The 25,353-nt window shown below is 44.3% G+C and carries 33 protein-coding genes and 1 other annotated feature; of the genes, 11 read left to right on the forward strand and 22 right to left on the reverse strand.

Going from position 1 to position 25,353, the window contains the following annotated elements; genetic code table 11:
- Nucleotides 1-26: 26 nt before the first annotated feature.
- The 3 genes from KOG47_RS06605 to KOG47_RS06615 form a co-directional block, all read right to left on the reverse strand.
- Nucleotides 27-695, reverse strand: coding sequence for a hypothetical protein (locus KOG47_RS06605; RefSeq protein WP_215243950.1), 669 nt, complete (start codon nt 693-695; stop codon nt 27-29).
- A gap of 6 nt (nt 696-701) precedes the next feature.
- Nucleotides 702-1,382: a hypothetical protein gene (locus tag KOG47_RS06610; RefSeq protein WP_215243951.1), complete on the reverse strand. Its 681-nt coding sequence runs from the start codon at nt 1,380-1,382 to the stop codon at nt 702-704.
- A 99-nt stretch (nt 1,383-1,481) separates the two neighbouring features.
- Nucleotides 1,482-1,850 carry a PH domain-containing protein gene (locus KOG47_RS06615; protein WP_031423744.1) on the reverse strand — a complete coding sequence of 123 codons (369 nt, stop codon included), beginning with the start codon at nt 1,848-1,850 and terminating at the stop codon, nt 1,482-1,484.
- Between the two features lie 119 nt (nt 1,851-1,969).
- Here KOG47_RS06615 and KOG47_RS06620 point away from each other — a divergent pair, with 119 nt between their 5' ends.
- From KOG47_RS06620 to KOG47_RS06640, 5 genes are all read left to right on the forward strand, one after another.
- A complete protein-coding gene (locus KOG47_RS06620) occupies nt 1,970-3,175 on the forward strand; it encodes a cation:proton antiporter (RefSeq protein WP_215243952.1) in 1,206 nt (401 codons plus the stop codon).
- Nucleotides 3,176-3,273: 98 nt separating this feature from the next.
- A complete protein-coding gene (locus tag KOG47_RS06625; protein WP_215243953.1) occupies nt 3,274-3,570 on the forward strand; it encodes a hypothetical protein in 297 nt (98 codons plus the stop codon).
- Between the two features lie 29 nt (nt 3,571-3,599).
- Nucleotides 3,600-4,079, forward strand: coding sequence for a helix-turn-helix transcriptional regulator (locus KOG47_RS06630; protein ID WP_196430703.1), 480 nt, complete (start codon nt 3,600-3,602; stop codon nt 4,077-4,079).
- On the forward strand, nt 4,063-4,347 hold the full coding sequence (locus KOG47_RS06635; RefSeq protein ID WP_196430702.1) for a hypothetical protein: 285 nt from the start codon (nt 4,063-4,065) through the stop codon (nt 4,345-4,347). The genes KOG47_RS06630 and KOG47_RS06635 overlap by 17 nt, the downstream gene beginning before the upstream one ends.
- An 18-nt stretch (nt 4,348-4,365) precedes the next feature.
- Nucleotides 4,366-4,770: a nucleoside 2-deoxyribosyltransferase gene (locus tag KOG47_RS06640; RefSeq protein ID WP_215243954.1), complete on the forward strand. Its 405-nt coding sequence runs from the start codon at nt 4,366-4,368 to the stop codon at nt 4,768-4,770.
- Here KOG47_RS06640 and KOG47_RS06645 read toward each other — a convergent pair.
- On the reverse strand, nt 4,757-5,383 hold the full coding sequence (locus KOG47_RS06645; RefSeq protein ID WP_215243955.1) for a helix-turn-helix domain-containing protein: 627 nt from the start codon (nt 5,381-5,383) through the stop codon (nt 4,757-4,759). The genes KOG47_RS06640 and KOG47_RS06645 overlap by 14 nt on opposite strands.
- On the reverse strand, nt 5,307-5,522 hold the full coding sequence (locus tag KOG47_RS06650; protein ID WP_215243956.1) for a hypothetical protein: 216 nt from the start codon (nt 5,520-5,522) through the stop codon (nt 5,307-5,309). Before KOG47_RS06650 ends, KOG47_RS06645 begins: the two co-directional genes overlap by 77 nt.
- 127 nt (nt 5,523-5,649) lie before the next feature.
- Here KOG47_RS06650 and KOG47_RS06655 point away from each other — a divergent pair, with 127 nt between their 5' ends.
- On the forward strand, nt 5,650-6,888 hold the full coding sequence (locus tag KOG47_RS06655; protein ID WP_215243957.1) for an MDR family MFS transporter: 1,239 nt from the start codon (nt 5,650-5,652) through the stop codon (nt 6,886-6,888).
- Nucleotides 6,889-6,988: 100 nt separating this feature from the next.
- Nucleotides 6,989-7,242, forward strand: a binding site (T-box leader).
- Nucleotides 7,243-7,300: 58 nt separating this feature from the next.
- Entirely contained in the window at nt 7,301-8,533 is a 1,233-nt protein-coding gene (locus KOG47_RS06660; RefSeq protein ID WP_353047468.1) for an MFS transporter, read from the forward strand.
- Nucleotide 8,534: 1 nt separating this feature from the next.
- Here the strand turns inward: KOG47_RS06660 and KOG47_RS06665 are convergent, their stop codons facing one another.
- Both KOG47_RS06665 and KOG47_RS06670 read right to left on the reverse strand, forming a co-directional pair.
- Complete coding sequence (locus KOG47_RS06665) at nt 8,535-9,452, reverse strand: alpha/beta fold hydrolase (RefSeq protein ID WP_215243959.1); 918 nt, start codon at nt 9,450-9,452, stop codon at nt 8,535-8,537.
- Nucleotides 9,449-9,835 carry an NUDIX hydrolase gene (locus KOG47_RS06670; protein ID WP_215243960.1) on the reverse strand — a complete coding sequence of 129 codons (387 nt, stop codon included), beginning with the start codon at nt 9,833-9,835 and terminating at the stop codon, nt 9,449-9,451. Before KOG47_RS06670 ends, KOG47_RS06665 begins: the two co-directional genes overlap by 4 nt.
- 91 nt (nt 9,836-9,926) lie before the next feature.
- Between KOG47_RS06670 and KOG47_RS06675 the strand changes: the two genes are divergently transcribed.
- On the forward strand, nt 9,927-10,628 hold the full coding sequence (locus KOG47_RS06675; RefSeq protein WP_215243961.1) for a CPBP family intramembrane glutamic endopeptidase: 702 nt from the start codon (nt 9,927-9,929) through the stop codon (nt 10,626-10,628).
- A gap of 5 nt (nt 10,629-10,633) precedes the next feature.
- Here the strand turns inward: KOG47_RS06675 and KOG47_RS06680 are convergent, their stop codons facing one another.
- The 3 genes from KOG47_RS06680 to KOG47_RS06690 are packed head-to-tail and all read right to left on the reverse strand — an operon-like array spanning nt 10,634 to nt 12,883.
- A complete protein-coding gene (locus KOG47_RS06680; protein WP_215243962.1) occupies nt 10,634-11,359 on the reverse strand; it encodes a MerR family transcriptional regulator in 726 nt (241 codons plus the stop codon).
- A gap of 23 nt (nt 11,360-11,382) precedes the next feature.
- Nucleotides 11,383-12,360 carry a serine hydrolase domain-containing protein gene (locus KOG47_RS06685; RefSeq protein ID WP_215243963.1) on the reverse strand — a complete coding sequence of 326 codons (978 nt, stop codon included), beginning with the start codon at nt 12,358-12,360 and terminating at the stop codon, nt 11,383-11,385.
- Nucleotides 12,338-12,883, reverse strand: coding sequence for a Rossmann-fold NAD(P)-binding domain-containing protein (locus tag KOG47_RS06690; RefSeq protein ID WP_196430692.1), 546 nt, complete (start codon nt 12,881-12,883; stop codon nt 12,338-12,340). The genes KOG47_RS06685 and KOG47_RS06690 overlap by 23 nt, the downstream gene beginning before the upstream one ends.
- 217 nt (nt 12,884-13,100) lie before the next feature.
- Between KOG47_RS06690 and KOG47_RS06695 the strand changes: the two genes are divergently transcribed.
- The gene (locus KOG47_RS06695; RefSeq protein ID WP_215243964.1) at nt 13,101-13,910 is read left to right on the forward strand and encodes a GGDEF domain-containing protein; all 810 of its coding nucleotides are present in this window, start codon (nt 13,101-13,103) and stop codon (nt 13,908-13,910) included.
- A 21-nt stretch (nt 13,911-13,931) separates the two neighbouring features.
- Here the strand turns inward: KOG47_RS06695 and KOG47_RS06700 are convergent, their stop codons facing one another.
- The 7 genes from KOG47_RS06700 to KOG47_RS06730 all read right to left on the reverse strand — a co-directional run bounded on the left by KOG47_RS06700 (nt 13,932) and on the right by KOG47_RS06730 (nt 19,731).
- Nucleotides 13,932-14,621 (reverse strand): glyoxalase, encoded by a 690-nt coding sequence (locus KOG47_RS06700; protein WP_215243965.1) that lies wholly within the window; start codon nt 14,619-14,621, stop codon nt 13,932-13,934.
- A 32-nt stretch (nt 14,622-14,653) separates the two neighbouring features.
- Entirely contained in the window at nt 14,654-15,409 is a 756-nt protein-coding gene (locus KOG47_RS06705; protein WP_215243966.1) for a hypothetical protein, read from the reverse strand.
- A gap of 14 nt (nt 15,410-15,423) precedes the next feature.
- Nucleotides 15,424-15,951: a DUF2199 domain-containing protein gene (locus KOG47_RS06710; RefSeq protein ID WP_255541906.1), complete on the reverse strand. Its 528-nt coding sequence runs from the start codon at nt 15,949-15,951 to the stop codon at nt 15,424-15,426.
- Nucleotides 15,952-16,047: 96 nt separating this feature from the next.
- Nucleotides 16,048-16,686, reverse strand: a complete 639-nt coding sequence (locus KOG47_RS06715) for a hypothetical protein (RefSeq protein ID WP_215243967.1) — start codon at nt 16,684-16,686, stop codon at nt 16,048-16,050.
- 115 nt (nt 16,687-16,801) lie between these two features.
- Nucleotides 16,802-17,728, reverse strand: coding sequence for an NAD(P)-dependent alcohol dehydrogenase (locus tag KOG47_RS06720; protein WP_215243968.1), 927 nt, complete (start codon nt 17,726-17,728; stop codon nt 16,802-16,804).
- A gap of 99 nt (nt 17,729-17,827) precedes the next feature.
- A complete protein-coding gene (locus tag KOG47_RS06725) occupies nt 17,828-18,871 on the reverse strand; it encodes an ABC transporter permease (protein WP_215243969.1) in 1,044 nt (347 codons plus the stop codon).
- Entirely contained in the window at nt 18,871-19,731 is an 861-nt protein-coding gene (locus KOG47_RS06730; RefSeq protein ID WP_215243970.1) for an ABC transporter permease subunit, read from the reverse strand. The genes KOG47_RS06725 and KOG47_RS06730 overlap by 1 nt, the downstream gene beginning before the upstream one ends.
- A gap of 210 nt (nt 19,732-19,941) precedes the next feature.
- On the opposite strand from KOG47_RS06730, the gene KOG47_RS06735 reads away from it, so the two are divergent.
- Nucleotides 19,942-20,241 (forward strand): hypothetical protein, encoded by a 300-nt coding sequence (locus tag KOG47_RS06735; RefSeq protein ID WP_214684341.1) that lies wholly within the window; start codon nt 19,942-19,944, stop codon nt 20,239-20,241.
- Between the two features lie 306 nt (nt 20,242-20,547).
- Here the strand turns inward: KOG47_RS06735 and KOG47_RS06740 are convergent, their stop codons facing one another.
- The 4 genes from KOG47_RS06740 to KOG47_RS06755 all read right to left on the reverse strand — a co-directional run bounded on the left by KOG47_RS06740 (nt 20,548) and on the right by KOG47_RS06755 (nt 23,901).
- Nucleotides 20,548-20,973: a hypothetical protein gene (locus tag KOG47_RS06740; RefSeq protein WP_074037059.1), complete on the reverse strand. Its 426-nt coding sequence runs from the start codon at nt 20,971-20,973 to the stop codon at nt 20,548-20,550.
- Between the two features lie 86 nt (nt 20,974-21,059).
- On the reverse strand, nt 21,060-21,824 hold the full coding sequence (locus KOG47_RS06745) for a DUF817 domain-containing protein (protein WP_215243971.1): 765 nt from the start codon (nt 21,822-21,824) through the stop codon (nt 21,060-21,062).
- A gap of 8 nt (nt 21,825-21,832) precedes the next feature.
- Nucleotides 21,833-22,693 (reverse strand): metal-dependent hydrolase, encoded by an 861-nt coding sequence (locus KOG47_RS06750; RefSeq protein WP_215243972.1) that lies wholly within the window; start codon nt 22,691-22,693, stop codon nt 21,833-21,835.
- Nucleotides 22,694-22,893: 200 nt separating this feature from the next.
- Nucleotides 22,894-23,901, reverse strand: coding sequence for a helix-turn-helix transcriptional regulator (locus KOG47_RS06755; protein ID WP_214781035.1), 1,008 nt, complete (start codon nt 23,899-23,901; stop codon nt 22,894-22,896).
- Between the two features lie 116 nt (nt 23,902-24,017).
- Here KOG47_RS06755 and KOG47_RS06760 point away from each other — a divergent pair, with 116 nt between their 5' ends.
- Complete coding sequence (locus KOG47_RS06760) at nt 24,018-24,863, forward strand: alpha/beta fold hydrolase (protein ID WP_214690945.1); 846 nt, start codon at nt 24,018-24,020, stop codon at nt 24,861-24,863.
- Between the two features lie 23 nt (nt 24,864-24,886).
- Here KOG47_RS06760 and KOG47_RS06765 read toward each other — a convergent pair whose 3' ends face one another.
- Nucleotides 24,887-25,300, reverse strand: coding sequence for a YhfM domain-containing protein (locus tag KOG47_RS06765; protein ID WP_215243973.1), 414 nt, complete (start codon nt 25,298-25,300; stop codon nt 24,887-24,889).
- Between the last annotated feature and the right edge of the window lie 53 nt (nt 25,301-25,353).

Here is a 25,353-nt window from a genome sequence, read left to right on the forward strand (position 1 = left end):
ATATTGCAAGCTATTATACTCTCTTATTATTTGGTTTCATTCTGAGAGACTTCGGCACGTCTCCTCTCCTTAAACGGCCAACGATAAGTCTTTTCCTCATTTCCGACATAGGCTACACCGTTTTCAATAGTCAACGAGGAACAGTCAAGGAGATGACGTGGCATCGGATAAGAGTCAATCCGTCCGTCCACTTGGACATGAACGAGACGACCGTCGATTGAAGAGATGACCCACACCCCCTTCTCTGATGCACACATCACGTCACAATCATGAAGGACCGGGGCATTTCTGACTTCTTGATTATAGCGAAAACATACGGCTCCCTCTGTTGATAAGCAGACGAGTGCCTCGGTCGAGACCCCTTCTCCAAAGATACCCTCGTCCCCATACCCGATCCAGATTCCCGTTTCATTTATAACGACTACTGCAATCGCGTTACCTGCGTGAAATGAATGTTTGATGTCTCCGTCTGCATCTAACACCCACGCATTGATTGGTTCTCCTTCTAACGTAAACGCCCAAATGAACAAGTGATTCTCGTCAATGATTCGAATACCTGCCACATATTCATGCCGTTTGAAGTCTATAGTCAACCCATTCCAATGGATGTAGAATTGATGATTGGACTTGACCAAACGAGCGGAACCCATCGGCTTCCGCGTATCGGAATCAACCATCTCTATTTCATCGTTCATACACCATCACCCCTTACCGTCTTCCGATCGCTTGGAATGTAATGCCTCTCGAAACTGTCTAGATTCTTCATCACTCACCACTTCGTCTATATATCTCGATTTCCAATAAGGCGAAAGGTCCAACTCGTCCACACCGATTCGCTTGAACCAATCTAACACCGTCTCATTCGGTTGATGTCTTGAGGCAATCGGCAAGTCCAGATTGAACTGGATGAGCGCATTCCGAATCGCATTATCGGTCCATTGAACCTCTTTGGATTCCACAAATCTATTTGCTTTAGCCTTACGCCCTCTTCGTTTTACGGTGCCACTCGAGAAATCAATGGTCGAGACGACACGCTTTCTTTTCCGTAGCAAGCTGAGCGTCAAAATCAGGAGAACAATCAAACCCCCAATAAGGAACCATAACCAGTATGAATTTCCCGACTCGGTTACTGTCCCTCCTGTTTCGAACGTATAGTCTAAAAAATCATTCTTCAAGAATTGAAAATCCTCATCATCTTTCAGACGAAACTTCCCTCCATATTCATCACTGCTGGTTCCGTCCTCTCCAGACAAGAGAAGCACGATTCCACCTTTTGTCGGGTCGTGAAACCATTCCCAAAATAAACGAGCCAGATAGATAAATCCAGTCACCAACACCAAACTGCCGAGCATCATCATCAATAATCGGGTTGTAAATCGCATCGTAACCTCCGTCACATATTATGTATGATCGTATCATGTATGATAAGAGATTGTCAGAAAAATCCAAACGAAAAGACCGAGAACTCTCGGTCCGCTGTTTTACAAAATTGCTTCTGCGAGTAATCTGTCGAACTTACGCACATCCACTTTTTTATTTAGATTGATCTTAATTGTTCCCGCGCGAGTGAACAGTTGGACTTCTGAGTTCAAGTCGAACATTCTTCCCGCATTCTCCGTCGAGTACATATTAATCGAGTCGTACGGAAGCGAGTAGACTTCAATCTTCTTCCCCGTGAGCCCTTGAGCGTCACGGACAATGAGACGTTTGTTCGTGAAGACGGCGACGTCACGTACCGTCTTGTAGGCAGCGACGGCCCGCTCCCCATCGATGAATGACTCCGTGATGTCACTTGGCACCTCACACTCTGAATAAAACGTCCACGACAAATCACCAATCGGGTTTCCCATAACGATTCCTCCCTATATGAATTGAATGTACTATCCCCTATATTCCACAATTCTCGTTTGATTAGACCTTGAATGGGAAGATAGTGTATAGCAACTTGATTGTAGAGGAGGACGTCGTCATGATTGCGCAGCAAATCATCACATTACTACTGATCGGCTATTTGATTTATTTAATTGATTCCAAACGAAATTATTTCCCTGTCCCGGTCATCTTGGTCTTGATTGGAATAGCGCTCTCATATATCGCTTTTTTTGATTCGATGTTTATCTCAAAAGATATGATCTTCGAGGTGTTCCTACCAGCACTTCTGTTTACATCGGCTTATCAGTTCAAATACAAAGATTTGAAAGACAATATCGGGATCATAACGATATTGAGTACGATTGGTCTTGTCTTGACCGCCATCCTGATGGGGTATGGCACGTTTTGGCTGAGCGAGCTCTTCACCCCGCTCAGCCTGACCGCCTCTTTCTTATTGGCGTCCATCTTGATTCCGACCGATCCCGTTTCCGTGACGGCCATTTTAAAACGGAGTAAAGGGGAAAAACGGATTGCGGATGTTGTCGAAGGTGAATCAATGGTGAACGATGGAACAAGTGTCGTCATCTTCGCGATCTTCCTCAGTATGTTCGCGACAGGAGAACAGTTCTCCACGCTCAGCTTTTTAACTGAATTTTTGATTGTTTCAGCCGGAGGAATCGGCATCGGCTTCATCTTTGGATTTGTACTGAAGAAATTGATGATTGTCAGTTTTAAAAAGCATGAACTCGTCATGTTGACAATCGTTATCGCGTACGGGGCATTTTATCTCGCCGACGCGCTAGAAGTATCGGGAGTCCTTGCGACCGTCACAGCCGGCATGATGCTTTCTCATGAACTCGGCATGAAAGAGGACTACGAATCGGTCCAGCGTCACTTGAATGGCTTTTGGGACATCGTCATTCCGATATTGCTCGCTCTCCTGTTCTTATTGATTGGAATCGAGGCGACCAGCTATTTGTCTGTATCGCTCTGGACGTTCGCTGTTCTTTTATTCCTACTTTCGCTTCTGACCCGGTTCATCGTCGTCGGCGGTCTCGTTTATACCGTCCCTGTATGGCGTAGAGAATTTAAAGACGATTTGACAGCGACTTCGCTCCTTACTTGGTCCGGAATTAAAGGAACGATGTCGATTGCCCTCGTCCTCTGGCTAGAGGCAGAGAACATTAACGGCTCGAGCGAAATGATATCTCTCGCGTTTGCCGTCATTTTACTCTCTCTGATCTTACAAAGCATCGGTGTCTACCCATTAACGACCTATTTAACGAATAAACATGACGAGTGACGGAACCCTTCCTTAGAGAAGGGTTTTTTACATTCTGAAATTGACATCGCCCACTTTTAGTGTAAAATTACACTTGTAATATACTAGGAGGTGATTCGTTGGAAAACACTTCAACGCCATCCGCTGCCATCTCTACTGGAGTTGTGACCGTCGTGCTTGCACTCATCGCTTCGTTTCTGACTCCATCGTTCTTGAAGGTTGGCATCATCTGGGATATCGTTGCGTTCTTAGTCATCGGGATTGCGACATTCAGTTTTACATACCATTATTATCAATCAAAACGATTGACCTACTGGCAATACATTTGCTGTTATGTCATCGTCTGTCTCTTTTTATTCACCGTGTTTCTCGGAATCTCATGGTTACTGATTTTCATAAGCTCGGCGACGCTCTGAGTCGAACAAACAGGAAGGAAGAACCGATTATGAAAAAATCCGAATTTATTGGACAAGTCTCTCGAAAAATGAAATTGATTCGCATCGAATCCCAGTATTCACAGGAAGAGATGGCGAACTTACTTGGGATTTCAAAAAAAACACTCATCCAAATCGAGAAGGAGCGAAATGAAGCAAGCTGGTCGACGATTGTGACGCTATGCGCGCTGTTCAATGAAAGTGAGATTCTCGTACACTTGATTGGCGACGACCCCGTTGAATTCGTCAAACTGATTGCAACCGAGAACACATACGAGCCGAAAGAAAAAACACTCGGCGGACGTGTCTTTTGGCATGCGATCAAAGAGGGGTCCCACTTCATTCTTCAACAGAACATCATCAGCGGACATTACCGCATCATCGATCTCGATCATGTGAGATGGTACAGCACGTTTGATGCGGAAGATGCCGAACAGGTGCGGTTGAAGTTGGAACTTCATCGTGAGGTATCAGATGACACGAAAGCATAAAGATTTGATGATGGCTTTCAGTCTAATCGTCATAACGACCGTCTACTTTTGGCTGATCCCAAACATCGCGTATGACTACATTTGGTTCGTCGGCACAATCATTTTACTCGTACTCTCGTCTTTATCAATCACGCGCTTGATTCAATCATACGTTCCACTTTCTTTGATGAAATTCGTCCTGATTAGCGTGATTTTTTTCCTTGTACTCTGTTGTCTGTTGATTATCCTATTTTATGTCGTAGCGCTTTACCAGATGAACCATTTGTGACGAATTGGAGGTCTTTGTATGCGATTTTATGTCGGTTCAAGCTTTTCAAATATCGAAGAAGTACGTTTCATCCGTGATCATCTGGTTGCGTTCGGTCACACCTATACATACGACTGGACCCAAAACGAACGTGCCGCTTCAATCGATGCGTTACGTGCGATTGGCGAAGAAGAGGTTGCTGGAATTCAAACAGCGGACTTCGTCGTCATCCTCTTGCCTGGAGGAAAAGGCGCACATGTAGAGCTCGGGATCGCTCTAGGAACGAACAAGCCCGTTTACCTATATGATTTGGGTGACCAGATGATGAATATGGAAGAGACGAGCACGTTTTATCATGTGGATGCGGTACAACGCTTGGAGGGATCGTTCCACGACCTCCCCCACCAAATCCAAGGTCGATTGGAGCTCTCTAATCACGTTTGAGCTGATGTCCTTTATTCTCACGAAATCGAGCCGGGGTGCAACCTACCCATTCCGCGAAATGTCTGTTCAGCTGAGCTGGACTATTGAATCCGACTTCCTGGCTAATTGCGAGTAACGTAAGGTCCGAATAGCGTAGAAGTGATTTCGCATGAATCAGGCGTTGTCTCGTGATGTATTGATACGGCGTCTGACCGATTCGCTCTCGAAAGTTCCGTATGAACTGATACTTACTTTGATGGACGATTCGACTTAATTCCTCAATGCGAAGCTCTGTATGATAAGAATCATGAATGACACGCAAAACCGGTACAAATAAGTCTTCAGCATCTAAAAAAGTGTGGATGAGGTGACTCTGAATGAACGTCATCACATCATCTGTAAGATCAATCTCTAAAAATCCTCGACTTGACCACTCCCCTAACAGTCTTCTTATCGACATGACCGCTATGGAAGGAAACATTGGATTGACCCTGTTTTCAAACCCGTTCAATAGACTCGCAATAAACCGAAAACTCACATAAGTCGTTTCAGTTGAATCAGCGAATAGTCGATAGGACTGATTCGGTTGAACCACAATCGATTCGCTGTCTTGGAGACGATAATTCGAATGCATCCACCTCAATCCCAATTTTCCCTTCCAACACGAGCACCCAGACGATGTCTTCTTTGCTCTTTTCTCTTTCTGTCGTCCAATCCCCACCAGAAGAGACGTAACGTATGGCGACGTCAGGCAGTGTAAGTAATTGTTCCATATACCCCTCCAGATTATTGCGCAAAAATCGAGCAATATAGTGCACGATGATTCACTTCAAATCACGCATACTGTTCATAACAGTCAAGTGGCCACTTCACTGACCTTATGAAAAGATGGTGATTCACATGTTTCAATCGCTTCATCCTAACCTAAAAGTTAGACTTGGCTTGAACTTCTTTCAAAAGCTGACTCAAACCGCCGTATTTCCTTTTTTGACGATTTATTTCGTTCGCCAGTTCGGTGCGACGGAGACCGGACCGCTCATTGTCTTGACGATGATTGCCTCATTCATCGCAAGTCTCTTTGGAGGCCAACTGTCCGATCGTTACGGAAGAAAACGAATTCTCTTCATCGGAGAAATACTACGTTTCGCATGTTATATCGGAATGGCAATCGCAGGTTCTCATGTAATTGACAGTGCCACCTTATTATTTATCTTCTTCTTTTTTAGTAATCTCTTGAGTAGTGCCATCACGCCAGCAAACGAAGCCATCTTAATCGATGATAGCCGACCCGAGCAGCGAAAATATTTGTATACACTCAGTTACTGGCTGATGAACGGGTCCATCGTCATCGGTAGCCTAATCGGCGGCTTCTTCTTCGAACAGCATCTCTTCTACTTGTTAGTATCGGCAGCCATTCTTTCATTCGGATGTGTCTTCCTGATTTTCATCAAACTCGAAGACAACTATAACCCTTTACCGCGTAAAGGACAGAAGACTACTAATGTATGGACAGGATACCAGACGGTCATGAGGAACCAACTCTTTTTGAAATACCTTGTCGCAGGGATTTTGACATTGTCATTAGAGTTGCAACTAACTCATTACTTAGCGATTCACTTTGCTGAAACGTTACACGCTGTCCCGTTCTTTCATTTTTCACTAGATGGGACGAAGATTCTCGGACTGCTTCGAGCGGAGAATACGATTCTCGTGTTACTGCTCGGTCTTGTGTTGATGCGTTGGACCAAATCTATCTCTGAACATGCGTTACTTTACACGGGTGTCACACTGTTCAGTCTTGGATTCGCCATTTTACCGGTTTCACATAATCTTTCAATGTTAGTGCTCGCTACGGCTTGTTTCACGTTTGGAGAACTGCTATATGTCCCCATCCACCAAGCCATGCTAGCTCGACTCATCGAAGACCACCTCCGCAGTCAATACTTGGCCGCGAACGGTTTCCGCTACCGAGGTGCGCTTCTCATCGGCGCAATCAGCGTCTCGACTTATGATGTCTTGTCACCTAGTTGGACGGCCATCACTTATATTTGCTTTGGTATATTGGCAATCTTCTTCTATCGTTCAATCTTGAAAGAACTGGATAAGTGTCAACCTTCAGAAATGGACCGAGCTTCCTAGATGACAACCATAGTTTAGTACCTTGAAGAAGATATGCATCTTTTTACCAGAAACGTTTCCAATATTTTTCACAATGTGCTATCCTTTTAAAAATGATCTGACAAACGCGATGAAGAGAACAGTACATCAATGAATCTTTCGTAGAGAGCTCCGTCTGGTGAAAAGGAGTAAAGAACGTTGATCGAAACAAGCCTCTGAGCAGCGCTATGGAACTCACCCCGAGGGATGTGGCGACGGGAACTCCCGTTATAGAGTTGAGGTATAGTCCGATTCATTCGGCAGTACCGAACAAGGTTCGTATGGTGACGTGCGGACGAACAGGGGTGGCACCACGATGAGAATCTCGTCCCCAAGAATTCGTTCTTGGGGGTGGGATTTTTTTGCGTTCCGAAAGTGATCAAAAATAGAAGGAGTGATTGACTTGAATTCGTTTCGAAAAACCTCTGCGCTACTGCTCGTTAGTGTCGGAATCTCAAACCTTGGTGCCTGGATATACTTCATTGCGCTCAACTTGATTATCCTAGAGATGACTGGATCCCCTTTCGCCGTCTCGATTCTCTATGTATTAGCCCCGCTCGCCTCGCTCGTCTCGAATCTTTGGTCAGGTAGCCTGATTGATCGGGTCGATACGAGACGACTGATGATGTTACTGGATGGTCTGCGTGCGTTCCTCGTATTCAGCTTAGGCTGGATTGATTCACTGTGGCTCATCTACGGGATCGTCTTTCTTCTCAATGTGATGAGCTCGTTATTCGAATCATCGAGCCTGGTCTACATGACGCAACTCGTACCTGCCTCGAACCGACAAAAGTTCAATGCGATGAAGAACTTTGTACAGTCATCCGGGTTTATTCTAGGTCCGACGATTGCCGGACTACTCTTTCTAGTCGGGAGCCCAACATTTGCGATTTTCGTGAACGCGTTCGCACTCATCGTCTCGGTCGGTATGTTGTCGCGCCTTCGGTCTCATCATCGAACAGAAGCGTCGATTGAACCATTCTCTGTAAGAATAATTATCGAGGATTGGAAAATGGTCGTACGATTTGCATCAAATGCCAAATACGTGACGCTCATTTATGGATTGTACTGTGTCATGACCATCTTCATGTCTGGACTCGATTCGTTGGAGGCGTCATTCGCGACCCAAGTCCTTCACTTGTCTGAGAGCCGATATGGCTTTCTCGTCAGTATCGCTGGGATTGGGATTATCTTTGGATCACTCATCAATTCAAGATGGAGTCACCGCTTGTCCTTATCGTTTTGTATTGGATTCGGGGCGATCATGACACCAGTCGGCTATCTTCTTTTCGCAAGTTCATCGTCATTCATGATGGCCTCGGTTGGATTTTTTGTCCTGACATTCGCGCTTGCCTTTGCCAATACCGGTTTTTTGTCATTCTATCAACACCATGTTCCTGTCGAAATCATGGGTCGGTTCTCTGGCGCTATCAATGTGGCAGAGTCGCTACTCGTCATCCTACTCACATTTGGGATTGGACTTCTTGCCGAAATGATTGGGATTCGCCCGGTCTATCTCGCATTCTCGATTATCTTCTTCCTTGTTGGTTGTTACACCATACATGTCATGCGCGACCGTTCGAAACGGGAGTATTTCAATCACAATCAAATCGAAGAAGTTTCATAAGTCATGAGCCGGTCGTTTTTATGCGACCGGCTTGTTCGATTCGATGAATCGCTTCGATGATTGTGTCTGGTCGTTGTAAATGAATTTGGTGTCCTGCATTTTCCGCGATGATGAGTTCCGATTGATTTGATAATCTCAACTGTTGATGGATCAGATCATGCCACGTCTCTTCTAGCAATCGAATTTCAGCCTCAGGCAACCCTCCATTTATTCCTTCCTGAATCATCGCTACAGAATCTCGACCGATGACAATTAACGGGATTGATGAAAAGGTGCCCATTTGTTTGATGATCGCGGCGTCATCACGCCAGAACGATTCTTCTTCCAACATCGTTTTATACAATTGAGGAGATTGATAAAATCGTTTAAGACGTGCACGTGCATCTGATGATAAGCCTTGTTGCTCAAGTGAAAGTTCTGGTTGATGAACTTTCACTAGTTCTTCTTTTGAAAGGATTGCATAGGAATGGCACATCGTTCGCCAATCGTCATCTGAATATTGACGGTCCATCACCGGGGTTTCTATGTCGTCTAATATAGAAAAATCATGGGAAGTAGAATCGACGAGTACGACGCCTCCTACTCTATTCGGAAAAACTTTGGCCATGTGTTGCGCGCACAAACCTCCGTAAGAATGACCGACTATTAGAATCGGTTGATGTAGCTGAAGGGTATTCAATAATTCAGTACATTCTAAAAGATGAGATGACGTTCTACTCGAACGCCTATTCATCTCACTCTCACCATAACCGGAACGATGATAAAGTAATACTTTATACGACTCACTTAATTGCTCGGAAAGAGAAACCCACTCTTCGAATGAACCTCCCATACCTGTCATGACAACGATCAGTCGTTCCCCGGAACCGAATAAACGATATTCAACATCATACCCTTTGACTTCAATGAATTTATTCATATTAGCCACCTTCGAATCATTTCAAGATCCTCTGGAAACGCATGGTCTAATCGTTCTAACTCTTGAAGCGACCACCAATTGACTTCCTCGATAACCGAATCAATCATAGCGGTCTCGACCCGCTCTTCACACGTTGCCAAGAAATAATGTGTCTCGACCTGAAAGTTTGATATGATGGCTCGTTTGATATGTAGTCGTTGATCAACAGAAATGCGATAGCCCGTCTCTTCTAACACTTCGCGCCGACAACACTGTTCCGGAGTTTCTCCGTCTTCTAGACCACCTGATGGCAAACTCCATTGTTGTATGTCACGATTCTTTACGAGTAGGACTTCCTTCTCTTCGTTGATGCATAAAGCAGCTGATCCAATCCATTGTTCCATAGTCTTAATACTCCTTTTTCATTTTTCTGCTTGCAGGTGACGTTACGTCACCCGATATGATGGGGCTACAACCACATAAGGAGGAAATATGATGTTGAATCAAATGCAAAAGAAAATATCTCCCATTTGGACATGGAACCAATTCGCAATTACGATGGTTCTTCTATTCGGAGTGACGCCCCTACTTATCGAGCACCACTTACACAACTTTTTAGAGCGGTCATGGGGAAACACCTTCTATTCAGGAACAAGTATCGGCCTGTTATTAGCCATAATATTTATGACCGTCCTCTATCTCGTCGCGATACGTCCTCGGACCTTATCGCTCGAAACGTTAGGACTTCGCCGCATCTCATGGAAAGACTCGGGGATGATCTTTCTATGGACAATTGTGTTAATTGTACTCAGTATCATCATCGTCGTAGTCCAATCATATTTCGGCATCGGTACGTCGAATACAAAAACAGAGAGTTTGCAAAGTGACTTGTCGATTATCTCCATACTAATTGCGTTTGGATCGGCGGCCATCATATCACCAATCTATGAAGAAATCTTTTATCGTGGGTTCTTATACCGCTTCTTTCAAGAACGATTTGGGGTTTGGATCGGGATGATCATAAGTGCTGGAATATTCACTCTTGCTCATTTACCAACGACAAACACGTTACTCGTCAATTTTGTATCGGGACTAGTATTCGCTTGGGTATATGAACGGACCAACTCTATATATTCCAGCATGCTCATCCATGGAACCTTTAATGGGCTAGCCGTTCTATTGACTGCATTGGCGTGAGGGAATCACTCTTGATATAGTGAATCAATATAGGCAAGAATCGATGCATCGATTGGATACAGTCCTAATTCATTCGATGCATCAGTTGATTTTCGAATCATCCAAAATGATTCAATCAATTGTTGATCTTGTCCAAATGTCTCGTCTGTTAACCATGTCAAATCTTCTTTAAGAATTTGAGCTTCTTTTGAGGAAGGGGCGACCCCACGTTCCAATAAAATTTCAATTCTCCGAATCAAGTTGATCCACTTTTTCGTATCATGCTCACCGTCTTCTAATTTAGGTAAGCTTGCTTTCAATGAATCAGACTCTTCTTCCGAAAAATAGTCCGTCCATTGTCCCCGGTCATTTGATTTAGCTTGAATAGTTTGTAGTTTCGTCCAATCGATTTTTTCATTTTCAAGCTTCATGGATTGAAGGAGTGTGACAGTATGGTTTCTGGCCTGCTTCAATTCCTCTATCTTTCCTTCTAACGAGGACAGATGTGCGGACAAGATGCTTGTAAGTGATTGCTCATCTAAGATTCTCCGAATCTCATCAAGCGGCACGGCCATCGATTTTAAAAGCATGATTTTTTGAAGGCGAAACATTTCGTCGTCACTATAAAATCGTTTCTGTACATCGTTTGTATACGATGGAGTGACCAAATTGATTTGGTCATAGTATCGAAGCGTACGCACTGACACGTTCAGTTTTCTCGCGACTTCTCCAGTAGAATAGTGTCTAGCCAACGTATAATCCTCCTTATAATATGTTATGTGTATATATGCAGTAGTTGTTCAATCAATCCTTCGAACTGAAGAACCCCTTCATTCCGATTTGACAAACAAATGAAACCTGTTGGAGAGTCTTTCTCCATCACGAGCAAACATTGAAACCCGATCCCCCAACCGAATGAGAATCCTTTACCTGGCTTGTCGGGATTTATAAATAGACCATGTCCTACTTCGGCATTTGTGGAAGATGGTGTGAATAAAACCCTTCTTGACTCGTTACTCAAGAACCCTTCTTTCGTAATTGCATTGACGAGTATCGCTAAATCGGAAGCCGTTGTCCAAAGACCACTCGCTGCAGGGTAAGGATAATAGCATGACTTTGGAGAGACGACTGACCCGTTTGGTTCAATCCCGATAACGCCATACTTCTCTATCCTCTCTAAATCATACGAACTTGAGTTCATATCCAGCGGTGCAAAGATGTATTCAGTCATGATTTTTTCAAATGTAGAAGACATACATTGCTCAATCGCATGTTGGAGTAAACAGTAACCTGAATCTGAATAGTGGAACGTCCCAACTTCCTGTGACTGGATAAACACCGGTCGCTCATAATAAGGTGTGTTACCCAATATTATCTCTTCCATCGAAGGGATCTCTGTACATTGTTCCATCGTCCCGAACTGATCAGGCAAATCGATTATGCCAGCCTCATGTTGGATGAGCTGTCGTATCGTGATTTGTGAAGGAATCCCATTTTCATCATTCAACGTGAAGGAAGAGAAATAATCATTGATTTCCGAGTCTAAATTTAACTTCTGATCTTCAACGAGCTTCAAAATGAGAATCACCGTAACAAATTTACTAATCGAACAGGCGGCGAACATCCTGCCTTCATAAGAGACGTCTCCCAATTGAAATGCGGACAACTCCCTTCTTTCAGTGAAAGTTGCCAAATCTAAATTTGATACATGGTGCTTCTCCATCCATTCGCTAATCGTTTCTCGAGTGAACATTTAAGTCATCCTTTCGTGTACCAATCAATCGATAGTCGTCTTGGTTCTGCATAGCATCGTGAACACCTTTCACAATCTCGTCGTGTGTCAACCAACGGACAGATGCCAACTCATGCATTTCACCTAATTGGACTTGCCGATACAGCTGTTGTTCATTGAGACATAGACACGCCTTCTCATATTCCGGATTCGCCCGGCTACCTAAAATATGTATCACCTCTGCAGTTTCCGAATGATTCAAAATGAGTTGCATCGCTTTCCCTGAGCCTCGGTGCACCCACGCGATGACTCGATCAAATGGACCGTTTTTTTGCACTGCACGCTGTAGTGCGTTTGAAAGTAGTTCCTCATCGCAATAATCAACAATCAGCGGATGACACGTTTCAGGATTTCTTTGTACGACGCTTGCCATTTTTTCTTTATTTCGTCCAATGACCGTGACATTATGTTCGATTGCCAGATAAGATGCGAGTCCTGCCAACATCCCCGTCCCTCCGACGAGCAATATATGTTTTCGATTCATGCTATCACCTCTTTTTCCATTATACACCAATCATTCGTACTTCTTTTTCTAAAGAAGTGTTCGCAAACATTCACGTCTTTTCAAAAATAAGCCTTTTAAAATAGAGTGAATCACTTATAATGAATCAAGTGTTCAAATCGGTTTGAACAATCACTATTTCGGAAAATGGATAATAGTGTTATCATTGCAATTTATTTCTTTTAAGAGGAGGATACCTATGAGACACTGGACAACGATGTCCATACAACTAATCGCACTCATCGTTGTATCGTTGACATGTAGTATTCTACTTTCCTCTGTGCTGATCCTGAATCATCTACCCGTTTGGTGGATGATCTGTATTCCGATTCTTTATCTTTCAACTTTGCTCATTCACCGAGCGTCTGGTGTACTCATTCTGTTAGGATTCGCTGCTTACTTTTTAATCACGATGCCTGTGTATGAGACTGCCGCTACTGCGCAACTATATATTTTATTACTATTAGCGATTTTGACGGGGTTGTCTTACTGGCTCCAAGTCAAGCTGTTTCATGCCCAGTTTGCACTAAAGGTTGCGGAAGCGAGAGTCAGTCAGTTAATTGCGGTCGACCCAGAGACCGGTTTTGATAACCGTGATCGTTTTTTGATGGATATAGAGGCTGAACGGGATCGGTTGATTCGCCACGGTGAAACGTTCGTGGTGACATTCATCACACTGCCCATTCTCGATCATTTTGAAAAACAGTATGGTTCATCCGAATATGAATGGTTCTTATACTATTTTAGTGACGAACTTCACGAAGCGACTCGACGAACGGACAAGAAGTATCGGGTTGCGCAAGACACATTCGCCATGATTTTCCCTCGAACTTCAATCGAAAATGCACAAATTGTACATGAACGAATCAGACCACTACTACTAGATTATTCACGTCAGAATGGTGATTCGCTCACTGTTGAATGCTCAGACCAATCGTTTGAGGTGAACTTGGAGAACGCAGTCATACGATTAGAAGAAATTCATCGGTATGTCGAATCTAAAGACTAAAAAATGAGTTCAATTGTGAACTCATTTTTTGATGGAGTGAATATGAATCTCGTGTTTCTCATCCATTTCGACGATGTATCGTTGATCAAGTACCATCTGAATTGGACTCGGAATCGACAGTTTTGGTGAAAACAGCCACACACGACCTGGAGGAACTAATAAAATGTATGTCTCGCTATTCGGTGCGCCTAAAAAGTTCAGATGACGCTCATCGATTTGGTTACCGTCTCGGCGGTGGATCTCGATGTTTGAAAGTTCTTGTGCGACATGTAGCGGATCTTCCACAGTCAAACTCATCTCGCCAATTCCAAGAAATTCATTCAACGAAAAGGACTCGATGTTACTTTCTGGATTAATCGAATGTCGAGCAATCAACTCGACGACATTCTCGTCCGTATCGTAAAAATAAAGCGATGATGCATCGATTCCTTCAAAATAGATTTCGTCCTCACCGTCTTCAGTCAAAAGCGGGACACGTGACATCAGCCATTCTTTCGCTTCTTTGAATCGATTAGCCGGAATATTGATAGCGAAATGGTATTGTCGCTCTTGCTCCGTTATAGCCTCTTGAAATATCAAGGTATCTTCTCCTAATTCGATTTGAAATCGAGTAGAATCTTCGTCCACGACGGCTAGTCCGAGCTTCTCTACATAGAAATGTTTCATTTCTTCGAGCCGGTTCGTATAGAGCGTGGCTTCTGTGATTCTCATAAAATCCCTCCTCGTATTCCTCATGTTCTTGCTTATCTATGTGACTTGATGGCTCGCTTGTATTTTTGGTATTCTGCCCAACTCATATTCATTCCTAGTAAATCAGAACAACAATCTTCTTTCCACGTAATCGGATTGAAATCAGTCTTTGACGCTACGTGATTCTTGCCTGAATCATCAAAACTCAGAGCCAATTGAGCCACACCTTTTTCCATATAGGTTTTAGCCAATCTCGGATTATACCGGCTGTAATGCTCACCTAGAGAAAAGGTTGGCTGTACTGCCCACGGACATCGCTCAATTGCCATTTGAAGATACTCGCGCTCTTTATGTCGTAGCACTTTTGAAACGCTTAGACAAATCAATGCAGAAACTTCAGGTGTTGCTACTTCAATCAATTGATTCGCAACTTCAATGACTTCCTCGTCTATCTCGAAATCATTCCATCCCATATCATATAATGCCAAGGCAAAATAGAAGGGTTTATCTGGATGGTATGAAAAGGCAGTTCGGCAAAATGCATTCACTCGATCATAATCTTCAATCCGATCCAACCGTTCGTAACCAATAAGCAAATCCCAACGATATGAATCGGTCGGATCGAGTAGCACATAGTCAATTAACAGCTGCTCGATGTCCGGAGTGTCGCGCATGAATTGTTCAAGTTCTTTGAATCGTTTGTCGTGAACAAGTAACTCGATTCGCTCCAACATCTTCTGCTGAACCGAAGTGAGCGCTTGATTTCCTGTGTACAAATCGAAAATCAAAGATGACTTTAATTGACTCACCCTGCACTCCTCCTTTATCCGCTACGTTCAACGAGTCGGAATATATCATCGACCCGCGACCTCGTGATACCATTCCGCTGCTCCATTGCAAGAGGATGATTCGTTGGTTCGAGTTCAATCAATGGACGTATTCCGACTTCACGCATATGTACGTTTGTCTTTAGATTGATGGTATCTGGATAGATGGGAAGATCCGTCGATAGCCAGCCGAACATCGGGTCGAGGTCTACACGAGCTGGTTCATCCCATAAATCGATGACTTTGAAAAAGTTATCCGGACTGAGTGATACCCAGACATTCCAGATGAAAGGATCGTCTTCTCCAATGATCGGGAGTTCGAGGCATCCGTTGATAAAGAAATGAGCTTCATCGAGGACGCAAATATCATCTGTCAAAACGACGCGCTTCTTCATCTCCCGTTTCGATAGGCCGTCTAATACTGATGGCATGATCGATCCAAAGCCGACTGTATGTTCTTTACTCGTGCCACATATCGAGCATTTGCAATCACTCTTGTGTTTTCGTTTGAAAAGGTATCTCATAAGTACTCACTTTCTGATTTAAGATTAATTAATGGTATGTGAAATAAACCCATTCATTTTACACGTATTTCATTTTTTACAGGAAATCACGGTTTGTTAGACGAATGTCGTAACTCTTGAATCAGTTTCTAACACTCGCGTCCGCGTATCATTTTTCGATAAAAACACTTCTTCTCCATTTTCATCAAAGCAATATGCGATCGGAATCGAGATTCCACAATTTCGATACGATCCATCCGCGTGACTCGTTCCGATAATCATCGCTTTTCGTTCCATCGCAATTTTTCTCGCTTCTTCCGTCCACTCCGTGAATTGTTCCTCACTAAACATCCCGACCCCGATTGGATTGAATATGATTGATAGATGCTCATGACCCTTCAATCCTTCAACCCCCATAAAAATCTCCCTGCACAGTAAATATCCGTATTCTTCTGCTCCATCTGTGGCACTTGATGGCATGAACAAGCCCACATTTTCAGGCGTTTTCCATCGCGTTAACAACGTCTCGCCATTCTTATTTACAATGAGGACCCGGTCTCTATTCGTGTCATCTCGATACCCTAAAACAATCGTTGTGTTGAATTGGATCGCTAAATCACTTAGCTCATCCAATGCTCTATATGTACAATATCCCTCTGGATAGAGAATCAAGTCCACTGTAGGGTTCGACTCAATCTCTCCCTTCAGTTGCATAAGATCTTGTTCCATCTTCGGTTGTCCAATCAATATATTCATGTCTACTCGCCCGCTCTCATTGATTCGTCTAGTCGGTGAATCCATTCATATGTAAGTGAGGTTCTCGACCAAACCTCACGATAAAATATGATATTTCTCTCTATACTACCATCTATCATCTGATTGATTCTTCCTTGATTCTCACAATCACATTCCCAACCTTTGTCCCTTGATCGACGTATCGGTGTGCCTCGACAATCTCATCTAGCGAATAAACTGAATCAATGACTGGTTGTAGCTCTCCTGCTTCAAATAATTCGTTCAAGAACATCAAATCCTCTTTTCGTTCGCTCGCCGGTCCCTGTCCCGCGACGGAACTGAACGCACTATTCTCTGCCACATGTTTTTTGGCTAGGCGTTTATCAATTTTCCCCGAAGCATCAAAGACCGCATCATACGTACCCAATTCACGGTCATACCCTTCTCTCGAATAGTCCACGACTACATCTGCCCCGAGCCGCTTCACGAGCTCGATGTTGCGTTCATGGCATACCGCAGTCACATGAACGCCGTAGTGCTTCGCAATCTGTACGGCAGTCGAACCGACAGCACCCGCTCCACCATAAATGAGAACGTTCGTCGCTCGCTCGATACGTGCCTTCCGTAAAAAATGTAATGCAGTCGTCCCACCAAATGGTAGCGCCGCTGCCTCGATAAAGCTGGCATGCGCGGGCATCTGAAACACACATTTCGATTCGTTCACACATGCAAACTCCGCATAACCACCAAAACGCATCCCAGTGAGGGCATAGACGTTGTCTCCGACCTGAAAGTTTTTCACACTGTTTCCTGTTTCTACGACGGTACCTGCCAACACGACACCGAGAATCGGTTGACGTGGCGCCTTAAACCCAACAACTAATCGAATCGGTAGTTTTCCTAATGCTGGAACGTCTAGTGCGCGGAGGCGTCGGTCTCCCGAGTGGACGGCCGATGCATGGACTTGAATCAGTAACTCATTGCTTTTCGGCTTCGGTTGATGCACTTCTTGAATGACGAGTACTTCCGGTGGCCCATACGTGGTACAAATCGCAGCTTTCATATCGATTCACTCCATTCATGAATTGTCACCTCAATCTGTTATACACGTTCCCTCAAACAAGACCAATCAGTCCATTCGACATAGAAAAACCGGATCATATCATACGATATCATCCGGTTCCTTCCTTAATGACACAGTCGAATCAACAAGGGTGAACGGATTCGAAAGGGAAGCAGCTGCCGCTTCCGATTGTGCTAGACTTGCCTCGGTCACCACCGGTTCTTGACGTCTGAGCTTAAATGCTCGCTCGAGACGGCTCGTCAACAAGTTGAAAATAAAGATGAGCGCAGCAAGTGACATGGCCGGGACGAGAAATAGATGATTCGTCATCCATGTCATCGCAGTGAACTGTCTGAAATAATACCCGAACATCGAAGACCATTCATAAACGGTCGGCATGATCCCTTCATGTAACATGACCGTTCCTCCGAAGAAAATCCCAAACAGTGAGAGATGAATGAGCAACATGAGCGTCTGAACAAACTGTTGCATGAAGACGATCACGAGGGTTGGGACGAGATGCGGGAAAAGGTGCAATCTCACACGATGCCAGACACTGCCACCAAGCGTCTGAGCCACGATCATGAACTCTTGTTGAAGCAATTGTCGAATCTCTGTGATGAGATATAACGTGACGGCAGGTAATCCGAGAACGACTAAGACGATTAGTTCAATCTTTACTCGATCCCATAATGGAGGCACCTGTGTCGAATCATAGAAGGTCAGTGTTCCTACCAACATCATCAATGCGATCAATGATATCGGTAGAATCAAAAAGCCGTCCAATAGCGTTTTAAAGAATTGATTTAAGCGAGCTCCCCTGAAAGCAAGAGGGATGCCAATCAATAGACTGATGACCATCCGTCCGAATGCGACGAGCGCACAGATGCCAACGGTCCACTTAAATCCTTCCACGAGCATTTGGAATAAATCATATCCAGCATTGTCCGTCCCGAGCCATTGATATTTTGACGGTTCTAATGGTGGTATTCCAATGAGTCTCCCTTCATCAGAGTAGAGCATGAGGGTTTGATCAACATTCCCATCACGAAACACGGTATTTCCAAAACTCATCAACAATAGCCCCGCTACGATAACAAAGCAGAAGATGAAAATCGGGTCACGTATTAATACTCGGCGCATCAAATCCCTCCTTTCCATGCATTCGGAATAATCCATTCAATCAGTAAATCCAACAGAAAAATCGGGATATAGATGACGAATAAGATAACCAGTAATATCTCCATCTGCGGGTTGTAGACGGCGAATCGAAATAACCCTTGAACGTTAAATAAGTATTCGACAATCAAAAGTGTCGATAAGATGGTAATGATGTTCGAACGGAAAAAGAGGTAAAACCGATAGATGATATTCGGTAATAAGTGTTTCCAAAACAGTCCACTCGGTCGAATCCCTTTCGCTTGCGTGAGTTCGAGATACGGAATGGCTTCTTGTTCATGAATATGAATCGTCAACCATTTGATAAAGAAGAATAATGTCGTCAGCGTCAATGTGACGATTGGGAGAAACCGTATATATTCTGCGAATCCTCCGGCAACTTCAATGCGATCGAACCCTGTCGACTTATGGATTGTAATCGCAAGAAATTGAGAAAAAATTAACCAGAACAAATCTGGTACCATCTCGAGCGTCTGACTCGTTTGGTGTAAAACGGTACGAACGCGTCTCCCGCTCCGATAGTAGAGGTACGCATACATTAATCCTAGCGAGGTCGATACCGCGAGTGCCGTGGTAAAAATGATGACCGATTCTTTGACGAGCGGTCCAAGTGCCGGCAAGAGTGGCAAGTAACGTTGCGCGGTGATGTTGTAATATGTAATGTCCTCTAGTTTCTGTAATTGGTCCATCTGTTGTTGAATGCCGTTCCAATAATTCGTCAGACTAAAATCCGTCTGAACGACGAGCGACGGTAGCGCACTAATCGCAATCAAGATGAAAAATGCGATTATCAGATGAACTGATTTCCGAGCAATATACGTCATAGTTCTATCTCCTTTTGAATGCAAATCTCTCAATCAAAAGTGTGAAAGGATGTCCGGTTGATTGTTCATTTTCTAAAGGGAATAATATCCAAAGACACTTTCCATTGATTCTAGCATATTTATTATGTAAATAGAAACAATTTTCTGAAATTTATCTGGGTTAATTTGTATGATACAATGTATAGATAGAAATATTTAGGGGGTTAAAGGATGTGGATTATTTTTGGATTGGCGGCGATCGGGGCGACGCTCATCAATTTGACCGTATTTATGATGGAGAAGGACTATAAGCTGCCGATGGCGATTGCCCTATCATTAGTTGCTCTCACGTTATGCGCCGAATATAGCTTGCTCAACATGTGGGTCGAAGCTAAGGACTGGGGTGCCATAACAGATGTCGTACCCGGTATGTCGCGTGCGCTATGGTTCTTGACGGTTGCGGCAATCTTTTTGAATATCCTTCCGATCTTTTTAGAGAGAAAACGAAACAAGATGAAGGAATCGAAATGATCGGTATGGCGTTCAAGAAATTCCGGTCATTTAGTGAATGACAATGAATCATAAACTTATTGCGATTCTCGCTAATCCATTTGGTGTTTTCATTTTTGTCGTAATTTCACTGTCTTTGATATGGCAGGCCATACTCCGTCTCTTATCGTCTCAGCACATCTTGTTCATAACCAATTTAGTCGGAGGACTGGGTTTTATCGTCATGATGTTGCTTTTATGGCATACGTACAGGAGTCAATCATAGTAAAACGTGTTCGAAGCTATAAAATTAGCTTTGAACACGTTTTGTTTTTGAGTTTCACGCAATCAATCATCTGAACGAGTTGAATATAATAGCTCACCGTCAAGTGATCGCAACTCATAATCGATTCCTGATTGCATCTGCTTTGTCATTATTGCGCGACACGTAAACACATATCCTGGACCATATGCAACGTCCGGAATTTCCTTGAAGCCGTATGACCGCTCTCCGAACCATAGCGTCACGTTCGATGAACCCTTCGATGATCGGTCATCGACGACATAACATTCTCCCGTCTCGACGATGTGATTCGTCGTCATGCGGTCGTACGTTTCCATGCCTGCCATTCCAAGTACAAGAAACGAACAAAACATTGCGAGACAAGCTTGTCCTAGTTTGACTCGATTCCGAGTCTTTCGCCACTCTCTCCAATAGATGACAAGAGATCCTAGACACAATAATCCAATCAACCAAGTAAGTACAATTTCCAACAACCGAATCACCTCGTTTTACAATACGACTTTCTTCAAAAAAGGGATTCGTGTCCCCTCACAAAAAAACTCGACACATGTCGAGTTTAAGGTAATTCATACTCCAATTTTCGCTTTTGCCAAGCGACAAGGAGGATACTGATGATGACGAGTAGGAACCAGGACGACAGTTTTCCTAAATCAACGATGGCCCAACCGTTCAATTGGTCCGGATACGCCCAGCCGTTGTAGAACGTGACAATATTTTCAGCGAGCCAGATAAAGCAGGCAATCAAGAAGAATGACAGGATGACCGGCATCTCAAATCGTCGATCGTCGAGTTTATACGAGACAACCGAGCGACCGAACGCCAAAAAGATGAATGCGATCAACAGCCACCGTAGGTCTAACCAAACATGGTGCCAAAAAAAGTTGAAGTAAATGGCGATGCCAAGTCCGAAGGCGATGATTGGGTGCGGCATCTTCGTAAATCGTAAATCGAGACGACGCCATGCCTGGACGACGTAACTACCAACGCTCGCATACATAAATCCGGCATAGAGCGGGACGCCCCACACTTTTGTGAACGCCTCATCCGGATAACTCCATGACCCCATCTGCACCTTGAATAATTCAAGTCCAAGACCGATGACATGGAACCAGCTGATGACCTTCACTTCTTCCATCGTCTCGAGCCCCGTCTTCACAAGGACGACTTGAACGAACAAACACCAGATGAGTAAAACGTCATATCGTGGGAGTGGTAACTCTACAAACTTTGTGACGGCAAGCGCTCCGAAGATGGCGACCGGAAAGATACAACTAAGTGCCTGTTCGTAAGCGAAGATAAAGAGATAACGTATACGTCCCATCCGTTGTCCTACCTTTCGATGTATTCATATAAAAATGAGGATTCGCCATCATAAAACCGCGGGTCAAATACGCCGAGCCGTTCTTCGTTTGCTACGATGACGACGAACGGCGACCATTTGGTCAATGTGCGCGCCTCATGATTCGCTTCAAACAATGGTTCAAGACTCGCCTTTTCGGCACTCGTCAATTCGTATTGCAAGGTCGCTTCTTGATATATCGAATCTTGAAAGAGCGATACGTCCTCGTCAGTCTTCGTAATGACCGTGAACTGAGTCGGGATAAATGAAGCCGAGAGCGCCACTTCGTCATATTCCTTTGAATAAGACTGATATAAATAGGCGCCCTGCGCACTTTGAAGCGCGACATAAAGAACGAGGGCAGCCCATGCATACCGATACGTCTTATAACGAACTTCCTGCTTCCGAGCGACGAGCCAGGCAACCAAGAAGATTCCCCAATAGACGAAATCGACAATCGGGATCACACCGAATGTGATCCTCACGTCCGAGATCGGTTCGAAGTAGCCCGTCCCCCATGCATTGAACAAGTCAGATGTGTTGTGTATGAAGACAGACAACAGTGCCCACCCAAAATAGCGAATGTCCGTCACGCGAAAGAGGAGGCGAACGAGTATGTAGATGAGCAAGGCAAAGAGTGGGACGAGAAAAATCGAGTGGGTGATGCCGCGATGCCACATCTGATACATCCCTTCTGTGTCCCATAGCCGAGAAATCACATCGCTGTCCGGGATTTGGCTCCCGACAAGTGTCGTGACGAACAAGGCTCGTTTTTCATGTTGTTGTAAATCACGCTTATCGGCTGCACCATATAACGTCAAACCGAATAACGTATGTGTAATCGTATCCACGTTCTACCTCCATAGCGAAAGAGACATCTCCCAATCCTGGACGATGTCTCTTCCTATTAGTTCTCTTTATCCATTTTCATGGCGCGTCTTGCGACGATCATTACGAAAATGACAGCGACAATCGGAATGATCAATGGCATCCAATTCAACATCCGCCTGTCCCCCTTCATCTAGTGTCGCAAGCAGTATAGCACATCTGCTTACTCGATGGAGGAATGAATGCTTGTATGTTCATAAGTAATTGCCATTTTCTCAATCGTTGCTTTCATATGATCACGAAGCGTGAGTGGTTCAACCACTTCTACTTGTGAACCCAAAGATAGCAACCAGTAAATAAATCCGTCAGAAACGGCCGCATCGAAACGGATGAGGAATCGTTCTCCATGTTCAGAAACAGAAACGTCTTCCCCTAACTTGTCAAAGATGACCGGGAGAACGCGTTCGTCGACGGACAAAACGATTTGTTCATCAGATCCGTTATACATATTGAATGATTTTTGATAGTAATCATCAGGTAAATGATGCTTCGGACGAATGGTGCCATCTTCCACAATCTCCGAATTGACGATGCGGTCAACCCGGTAGTTCCGCACCTCTCCGATTGATTCGTCGATCCCGATCAAGTAGTACTGCTCGTGATTCCAATGCAAATCGATTGGATTAACGACGTATCGCTCTCCGTCACGTCGGAGCGGGAACGTTCGTTTCGTCACATCAAATCCGACGACGTCTGTATATTGGAACGAGATAGCTTTTCGTTCATGAATGGCCCGTTGGATACGATCGATATGGTAAGGAATGTGTCCGTGTTTTTTCTTCGGCGTCTTGATGATCGATTGTAGCGTCTTCGCTTCAGGGATACTCGTCAGCATTTGAAGTTTCTCTACAATTTCCTCGGTCACGTCTTCCGAGATAAATTTCGCTGCGACAATCGCATCGACCATCATCCGGAGTTCATGAATCTCAAATAAGCGGGCCGAATGCCAATACTTTTTAGCGAGACCATTCTTCTCCAATTCATCCTGCACTTCAAACCCCGAATTATTCAGTGCCTGGATATCGTCTTTCACCGATTTTTTTGCTAACTTAGAAGTATCTCCTATCGTTGACAAGTACTCGAGCAAATCTTCTAGTGTCTTTGGATTCGCTTCGTCCGTGTAACGTTCGAAGAAACGTCGAACTTCAAGTAACCGCTCTCGGTTATTCACGGTTCTATCCCCTTTCGTCTCTCTGTCTAAATTATGTATAAACAGACATTATCATTTTATTTCCACGAAATAAAGGTATTTTCCATTACAAAACGTTTAAGGAGGCGCCATCTAAGTTGAAATATTATGCACACGTCGACGGCTCAAAAATCGAATATATAGACCGCGGTCACGGTCCCGTCATCGTACTGATCCATGGGACCCAGTCATCGAGTTTAGAACCATACCATGTGGACCAACTCGTTTTATCCGGTTTCCGGGTCATTGTCCCATCTAGACCCGGATATGGAGAAACACCATACTCTTTTTCAGCATCTCCTCAATTGTTTGCATCCCGACTCTCTCACTTGATGCAAATGCTAGATATTGATCGATATCATGTCTATGGCATCTCTGCCGGAGGACCGACCGCGATCGAGCTCGCTTCACAGAATCAGTGTGTCCTTAGTTTGACCCTCGCTGCCGCCGTGACGAGTGTCGTTGATTTCCCGTATCGGGACACGGTCAGCCGAAATGTCGTACAACCCGCATTTATCGCACTTCAATACATCATGAAACAGTTCATCGCTCGTGCCATTCAAAAACATCCATTCGAAGCGACGGCCCGTATGATTCAATCGACGAGTGTGTTGGCACTCGAGACGATTCGAGAAGAGGTGTCACCCTACGACATCTTTCTCCTAAAACGTGTCGCGAATCAGATGGCGTTTGGACTTGGCGCACAGTTCGATTTAAAACAAAGTGTCTCAAGTGAGGTCTTACTCGGTGTCACCTGCCCGACCTACATCGTCCATTCAAAAAATGACAAGGCCGTCCCCGTTCGTCATGCGCATTACGCGAAGCGATTGATCCCGCATGCTCAGTTAACAATCCTGAACAGTCCCGGCCACTTGATTTGGGTCGGACGACAAGCGAGAAAATCAGAGCGACAAATCGAACGGTTTATCCGATTCAACTCGTAAGCATCTCAAAAAGAGGTGCTTTTTTACGTATCTAACCCGAGGGCATCAATCAATTGATTCGTCGTATGTTCCGGTAGTCGCCAGAAAACATCCGTTCGCTCAAGATGCGTGATGACACTCGGACGGTTCGCTTGACCGAGCCACAGCTGATATCGTTCTTGATCGCCACCTTTAAATTGCAGCAAGAGATCAAAATCGGGTACCACTTCAATTTCGATGTCCTCGATTTCTTCTGAACTACGTAGCATTTCCGCGAACACCCGCACCTGGCTTAATTCATGAAACTCTAACTTCACTTCTGGATTCATTATTCCGCGCACCGTCGACTCCGCCACCATCACGCGTTCAACTTCTTCATTCTCAATCTCTCCAATCGGATCTCCAAATGGTGCGGTAATCGTTCGAATCTCATCAACCCACTTCATCATTTTATTCATTCTCTCACCTCTCTCTTCTCTTCATCTATACGTAGATCCAATCGAAACGGTTT

This window comes from Exiguobacterium sp. s121 (assembly GCF_018617245.1).
GTDB lineage: Bacteria > Bacillota > Bacilli > Exiguobacteriales > Exiguobacteriaceae > Exiguobacterium > Exiguobacterium profundum.